Origin of the sequence: Saccharothrix sp. BKS2, assembly GCF_047689505.1 — a bacterium.
GTDB lineage: Bacteria > Actinomycetota > Actinomycetes > Mycobacteriales > Pseudonocardiaceae > Actinosynnema > Actinosynnema lopnurensis.
On sequence record NZ_JAUQOL010000002.1, the window covers coordinates 669970 to 676709 of the forward strand.

General features: G+C 72.5%; 6 protein-coding genes. 5 read left to right on the forward strand and 1 reads right to left on the reverse strand.

Annotation, left to right across the window (positions count from 1 at the left end; all coding sequences use genetic code 11):
• Window positions 1–63: 63 nt before the first annotated feature.
• The 5 genes from lysS (at window position 64) to Q5530_RS05875 (ending at window position 5414) form a co-directional block, all read left to right on the forward strand.
• The gene (gene lysS / locus Q5530_RS05855; protein ID WP_415361158.1) at window positions 64–1575 is read left to right on the forward strand and encodes a lysine--tRNA ligase; all 1512 of its coding nucleotides are present in this window, start codon (window positions 64–66) and stop codon (window positions 1573–1575) included.
• Window positions 1576–1689: 114 nt separating this feature from the next.
• Window positions 1690–2037, forward strand: coding sequence for a histone-like nucleoid-structuring protein Lsr2 (locus Q5530_RS05860; protein ID WP_380632144.1), 348 nt, complete (start codon window positions 1690–1692; stop codon window positions 2035–2037).
• 463 nt (window positions 2038–2500) lie between these two features.
• Window positions 2501–3502: a FecCD family ABC transporter permease gene (locus tag Q5530_RS05865; protein WP_380632142.1), complete on the forward strand. Its 1002-nt coding sequence runs from the start codon at window positions 2501–2503 to the stop codon at window positions 3500–3502.
• Window positions 3499–4605: a FecCD family ABC transporter permease gene (locus Q5530_RS05870; protein WP_415361159.1), complete on the forward strand. Its 1107-nt coding sequence runs from the start codon at window positions 3499–3501 to the stop codon at window positions 4603–4605. The genes Q5530_RS05865 and Q5530_RS05870 overlap by 4 nt, the downstream gene beginning before the upstream one ends.
• Complete coding sequence (locus tag Q5530_RS05875) at window positions 4602–5414, forward strand: ABC transporter ATP-binding protein (protein WP_415361160.1); 813 nt, start codon at window positions 4602–4604, stop codon at window positions 5412–5414. The genes Q5530_RS05870 and Q5530_RS05875 overlap by 4 nt, the downstream gene beginning before the upstream one ends.
• 93 nt (window positions 5415–5507) lie before the next feature.
• Here Q5530_RS05875 and Q5530_RS05880 read toward each other — a convergent pair whose 3' ends face one another.
• Complete coding sequence (locus tag Q5530_RS05880; RefSeq protein ID WP_415361161.1) at window positions 5508–6320, reverse strand: (2Fe-2S)-binding protein; 813 nt, start codon at window positions 6318–6320, stop codon at window positions 5508–5510.
• Window positions 6321–6740: the final 420 nt, after the last annotated feature.

The following is a 6740-nucleotide window of genomic DNA, read 5'->3' on the forward strand; positions in this document are numbered from 1 at the left end:
CGCCCCGAGCCTAGCGAGAGCCGGTTCGAATACCGGGGGAGTTCTTCCGTACCCTTCCCCTCCGTGAGCGAGCAGCCGGCGATCCCTTCCACCACCAGCGACGACGACCTCCCCGAGCAGATGCGGGTGCGCCGCGAGAAGCGGGCGCGTCTGCTGGAACGGGGTGTCGATCCCTATCCGGTGGAAGTTCCCCGCACGCACACGTTGCGCCAGGTGCGCGAGGCTCATCAGGGGTTGGTCCCGGACACCTCCACCGGTGAGGTCGTGGGCGTGACCGGGCGGGTCATGTTCATCCGCAACACCGGCAAGTTGTGCTTCGCGACGCTGCGCGAAGGCGACGGCACCGAACTCCAGGTGATGCTCAGCCTGGACGGGGTCGGGGAGCGGGCGCTGGCCGAATGGAAGTCCGACGTCGACTTGGGCGACCACGTATTCGCGCACGGCGAGGTCATCACCTCGCGCCGGGGCGAACTGTCCGTGCTGGCCGACGAGTGGCGGTTGACCGCCAAGGCGCTGCGCCCGCTCCCGGTCGCGCACAAGGAACTCGCCGAGGAAACCCGCATTCGGCAGCGCTACGTGGATCTGATCCTGCGCGAGCAGGCGCGGAACACGGTGCGCAACCGGGCCGCCGTGGTGCGCTCCTTGCGGGAGTCGTTCCACCGCCGTGGTTTCACCGAAGTCGAGACGCCGATGTTGCAGACGCTCCAGGGCGGCGCCACCGCCAGGCCGTTCGTGACCCGCTCCAACGCCCTGGACATCGACCTGTTCCTGCGCATCGCGCCGGAGCTGTACCTCAAGCGCTGCGTGGTGGGCGGTATCGAGAAGGTCTTCGAGATCAACCGCAACTTCCGCAACGAGGGCATGGACTCGTCCCATTCGCCCGAGTTCTCGATGCTGGAGTACTACGAGGCGTACGCCACCTACGACACGAACGCCGTGCTCACCAGGGAGCTGATCCAGGAGGCCGCGATGGCGGTCGCCGGCTCGCACGTGGTGACGCTGGTCGACGGCGAGGAGTACGACCTCGGCGGCGAGTGGACCACGCTGGGCATGTACGAGTCGCTGTCGGAGGCCGTCGGCGAGGAGGTCTCGCCGGACACGACCGCCGGGCGGCTGCGCGAGCTGGCCGACGCGCGGGGCCTGGAGGTGGACCCGAAGCTCGGCCACGGCAAGCTCGTCGAGGAGCTGTGGGAGCACCTGGTGGGCAACGACCTGCACGCGCCCACGTTTGTGCGTGATTTCCCGGTGGAGACCTCCCCGCTCACCCGGCAGCACCGCACCCGTCCGGGTGTGGCCGAAAAGTGGGACCTCTACGTGCGCGGTTTCGAGTTGGCCACGGGATACTCCGAACTGGTGGACCCGGTGGTCGAGCGGGAGCGCTTGGAAGCCCAGGCGCGCCTTGGCGCCGGCGGGGACGTCGAGGCCATGCCCGTCGATGAAGACTTTCTGCGATCGCTGGAGTACGGAATGCCACCGAGCGGCGGGGTCGGAATGGGCATCGACCGGCTGCTCATGGCGCTCACCGGTCTCGGTATCCGGGAGACGATCCTGTTCCCCCTCGTGCGCCCGGAATGAGTAACTTCTCGGACTCCGGGCGGCGCATTACGCTACTTGTGCGCTAACCTGCACCCGCCAATGCTTTAGGTCGCGGTCGGGGAACACCGCGCATTCGAGTCCAGGAGGATACGCATGGCGCAGAAGGTCACCGTGACCCTGGTCGATGACCTGGACGGTGGGCAGGCCGAGGAGACGGTCGGTTTCGGTTTGGACGGCGTGTCCTACGAGATCGACCTTTCCGCGGGCAATGCGTCCAGGCTTCGCGAGGCCCTCGCCGACTTCGTCGCCGGTGCGCGCAAGGCCGGTGGCCGCAAGCGCGGTCCTGGTCGGCCCGCCGGTGTGAAGGCGGCGCGTCCGGCCTCGGCTGACCGGGAACAGAACCAGGCGATCCGGGAGTGGGCCCGCAAGCAGGGCATGAAGGTCTCGGACCGGGGTCGGATCCCGGCCGAGGTGCTGGAGGCGTACCACCAGCAGGGCTGACGGGCGCGACGTGGCGCAGGTCACGCGCAATTACGTCAATCGACGAAGGGGTGCCGGGTATTCCGGCACCCCTTGGTTGTTTTTTCGCACCGACCCGGGGTGGTGGTGCTTGTCACGGTGGGGTGGGTGATCTTCGGTCCCGGTGGTGGGGTGAAGATCCATTTGTTCGGCCGTTCCCCGCAGTGGTGATCTTCTGTTCGGACCGCCGTCGTCTCGATTGGTTGTGGCGTTCGGCACGCCTTCGGCACGGGCTTCGGCACGAACTTCGGGTCGGCTTCGGGCGGGCCCGGGTTCGCGCCGGGTTCGGTTCGGGGTCGGCTTCGGGTCCGGCCCGGGTCGGCTTCGGGGACGGGCTTCGGGTCCTGTTCGGGGCCGGGTTCCGGCACGTGGCGTGCGGCGGCTCTCACCTGATCGTGTTCGGTTAGGCTTGCCTCACCTGGTCTGGACTGGTGAGGAGGACACCGTGGGCCTCCGCGCCACCCGCCTGCTCGTGCTCCTCGGCGCGCTGTCCGGCGTCCTGGTCCTCGTGGCCCTGGTGAGCCTCGCCGTGGGCGCGCGGGACATCCCGCCGGACGAGGTGTGGCGGGCGCTGACCGCCCCGACCGGCGCCGAGAACGACCTGGTCGTGCGCGGTCTGCGGGTGCCGAGGACGGCCCTCGGCGTGGCGGCGGGCGCGGCCCTCGGCGTCGGCGGCGCGCTGATGCAGGGCCACACCCGCAACCCGCTCGCCGACCCCGGCATCCTCGGCGTCACCCAGGGCGCGTCGTTCGCGGTGGTGCTGTCGATCTTCACCCTCGGGGTGGACAACCTCTACGGATACGTGTGGTCCGCCTTCGCCGGCGCCCTGGTGGCGAGCGTGGTGGTGTTCCTGCTCGGCTCCGGCCGGTCCGGGCCCACCCCGGTGACGCTGGCGCTGGCGGGCGCGGCGGTGTCGGCGCTGATGACCGGCCTGGTGTCCGCGCTGGTGCTGCTGGACCGGCAGAGCCTGGACGCGTTCCGGTTCTGGCAGGTCGGCGGGCTCGCCGGGCGCGAGCTGTCGGTGCTGTGGCAGGTGCTGCCGTTCCTGCTGGTCGGGCTGGCGCTGGCGGCGTTCAACGCGGGTGGGCTGAACGCGCTGGCCCTGGGCGACGAGGTGGCCCGGTCGCTCGGGCACCGGGTGGTGGCGACCCGGGTGGTCGGTGTGGTGGCGATCACCCTGCTGGTGGGCGGCGCGGTGGCGGCGTGCGGGCCGATCGGGTTCCTCGGGCTGGTGGTGCCGCACGTGGCGCGGGCGCTGACCGGGCCCGACCACCGGTGGCTGCTGCCGTTCTCGGCGGTGGTGGGCGCGGTGGTGCTGCTGGCGGCCGACGTGGTGGGGCGCGTGCTGGCCCGACCCGGTGAGCTGGACGTCGGCATCGTGATGGCGCTGCTGGGCGCGCCGTTCTTCATCGCCCTGGTGCGGCGGCGGAAGCTGGTGAGGCTGTGAGCCGGGGTGGTGGGGCGGGGCCGGCCGCGGTCCGGGCCGGGGTGCGGCACCGCGCCGTCGGACTGCGGCTCGGGCCGGTGTCCTGGCGGGTGCGGTGGCGGCCGCTCGCCCTGGTCGTGGCGGGGCTGGCGGCGCTCGCCGTGGTCGGCGGGATCGCGGTCGGGCTCGGCGACGTGCCGATCGGGCTGGGCCGGGTGTTCGACGTGCTGCTCGGCGGCGGGACGCGCGGGCAGCGGTTCATCGTGCTCGACCTGCGCCTGCCCCGGGTGCTGACCGGGGTGTGCGTGGGCGCCGCGTTCGGGGTGGCCGGGGCGGTGTTCCAGGCGATCGCGCGCAACCCGCTGGCGAGCCCGGACGTGCTCGGGGTGAGCGGGGGCGCGGCCGTGGGCGCGGTGCTGCTGATCACGTTCGCCGGGTCGTTCGGCGCGGTCGGCGGCTCGCTGTCCGGCGTCGGGGTGCCGCTGGCGGCCCTGGCCGGCGGGCTGGTGGCCGGGCTGCTGGTGCACGGGCTGGCGTGGCGGCGCGGCATCGAGGGGTTCCGGCTCGTGCTGGTGGGCATCGGCGTGGCCGCCGTGGCGGTCAACGTCACCAGCTACCTGCTGACCGTCGGTGACGTCGACGACGCGGCGCGGGCCATGACGTGGCTGACCGGCAGCCTGAACGGCCGCGGCTGGGAGCACGTGGTGCCGGTCGCGCTGGCGCTGGCGGTCCTGCTGCCGGTGGCGCTGGTGGGGTCCCGGTCGCTGGGCGCGTTGCAGCTCGACGACGACACGGTGCGCGGGCTGGGCGTGCGGCTGGACCGGGCGCGCGGCGGGTTGCTGCTGCTGGCGGTCGTGCTGGCCTCGCTGGCCACGGCGGCGGCCGGGCCGGTGGCGTTCGTGGCGCTGGTGTCGCCGCAGGTCGCGCTGCGGCTGGCGGGCACGGCCACGCCGCCGCTGATGGGGTCCGCCGTGGTCGGCGCGCTGCTGGTGGTGGCGTCCGACCTGGTCACGCGGGTCGCGTTCGGCGGGGTGGAGCTGCCGGTCGGCGTGGTGACCGCGGTGCTCGGCGCGCCCTACCTCATGTACCTGCTCGTCCGCGGTCGTCGGGAGGCACGGGTATGACCAGGGTCGGTGCTGTTCCCGGGGTCCGGTTGCGGGCGGAGTCGCTGTCCGTGGGCTACGGCGAGCGGCTGGTGGTGTCCGGGCTGGACCTGGACGTGCTGTCCGGCTCGGTGACGGCCGTCATCGGGCCCAACGGGTGCGGCAAGTCGACGCTGCTGCGGGCGCTGGGCCGGCTGCTGCCCGCCCGCTCGGGCGCGGTGCTGCTGGACGGCGAGCGCATCGACCGCACGCCCACGCGCGAGGTGGCGAAGGTGCTGGCCATGCTGCCGCAGTCGCCGCAGGCCCCCGAGGGGCTGACCGTGGCCGAGCTGGTGGCCCGGGGCAGGCACCCGCACCAGTCCTGGTACCGGCAGTGGTCGGCGGACGACGAGGCCGCGGTCGCGGCGGCGCTGGAGATGACCGGGATGGCCGCGCTGGCGGACCGGGCCGTGGACGAGCTGTCCGGCGGGCAGCGGCAGCGGGCGTGGATCTCGATGGCGCTGGCGCAGGGGACCGACCTGCTGCTGCTGGACGAGCCCACGACCTACCTGGACCTGGCCCACCAGATCGACGTGCTGGACCTGGTGCAGCGGTTGAACGCGGAGTTCGGGCGGACCGTGGTGATGGTGCTGCACGACCTCAACCTGGCGGCCCGGTACGCCGATCGGCTGGTGGCGATGCGGGCCGGGGAGGTCGTGGTGGCCGGGGCGCCGGCCGAGGTGTTGACCGAGGAGGTGCTGCTGGAGGTGTTCGGGTTGGAGGCGAGGGTGGTGGTCGACCCGGTGGCGGGCACGCCGCTGGTCGTGCCGATCGGGCACCGGCACCGGTGAGGTGCGACCGGCCCTCGTGGGGGTCTCGGGGTGAAGCCCTCGGGGGTTCGAGCGAAAGCCCTTCGAGCGGAGAGCCCTTCGAGCGGAAAGCCCTCAGCGGACCCTCGGGCAGGTGCCGCAGGCTTCGGCGCCCGGCAGGACGTAGTGGAAGCAGCAGCTCTCCCGCCGCCGCGTCCAGCCCGTCTCGGTCGCCCGCAGGGTCGAGGCCGAGGTGAACGGCTCCAGCTTCGCGGGCAGCAGCAGCGACGCGTCCACCACGCCCGAGGACTCGTCGCCGCACATCTGGCCCGCCGTCCACGCGGCGCTGTCCAGGGCGTCGGTGGCCGCCGCCCACAGCATCCGGCGGCCCAGGCGCACGGTCGGGCCGAACGCGGCCACGAACGCCGCGCTGTGCGCCGCGAACCTGGCCCGCAGGAGCGCGGCCAGGGCACCCTCGTCGGCGACCACGGTGGCCGCCGGGTGGTCCCCGGCCGGGTCGTCGGGCAGGCACGCGAAGTCGTCGGTGAGCAGGGCCACGCCCATGGTGTGCGGGCGGCCCTGGCCGGCGACCTTGATGGCCACGTCCTGGGGCCGCAGCGACGGCACCCGGCGGGCCATGTGGAACAGCACGCCGCCGAGCACGCCGACGACGTTGAGGTACCAGCTCATGACGTAGCCGGCGGTGGTGCGCTCCGGGGCCTCGCCGTACTGCTCCCGCAGCCACTCGGCCAGCGAACCCCGCCAGGCGTCGAACCGCGCCGGCTCCGCGGTGAACTCCGCGCAGGTGGTCCACCCCGCCCGCTCGACGGGGTCGGCCGGCAGGCCGAACCGCACCTCGAACCCCGTGGCCAGGGACGCCGCCCTGGTCAGGGACTCGGACAGGGGTGTCGTCGCGTCGCGCGCGGTCACCCTCGCCGGTACGGTCATGTCCAGGAGTCCTCAGCGTCCGGTGGTCGTCTGGGTCGTTCTTCGTCAGGCTTGCCTAACCTTAGCCAGGTTAACCTAACTTGTGTCCACCCCGTGACGCCGGTCACCTGCGGGACGCCGAACGGCTGAATGTTCGCGCTCAGCGGACAACGCCCGATCCGTGGAATCTGCCTGGCAGATCACGCGTTGGTACCGATGTCGGAGGGCCCCGGAGACCACGGCGTGCGAACGGGAACTGAGAGTGTCGGGGCTGACGACTACAGTGGTCCCACGGTGCCGCGCTCTCCACGGTCTGCCCGTGGCGAGCCCGAGGACCGCCGGCGCAGCAGTCAGGGAGTGCAAATGTTCGAGAGGTTCACCGACCGCGCGAGGCGGGTGGTTGTCCTGGCCCAGGAAGAGGCCCGGATGCTCAACCACAAC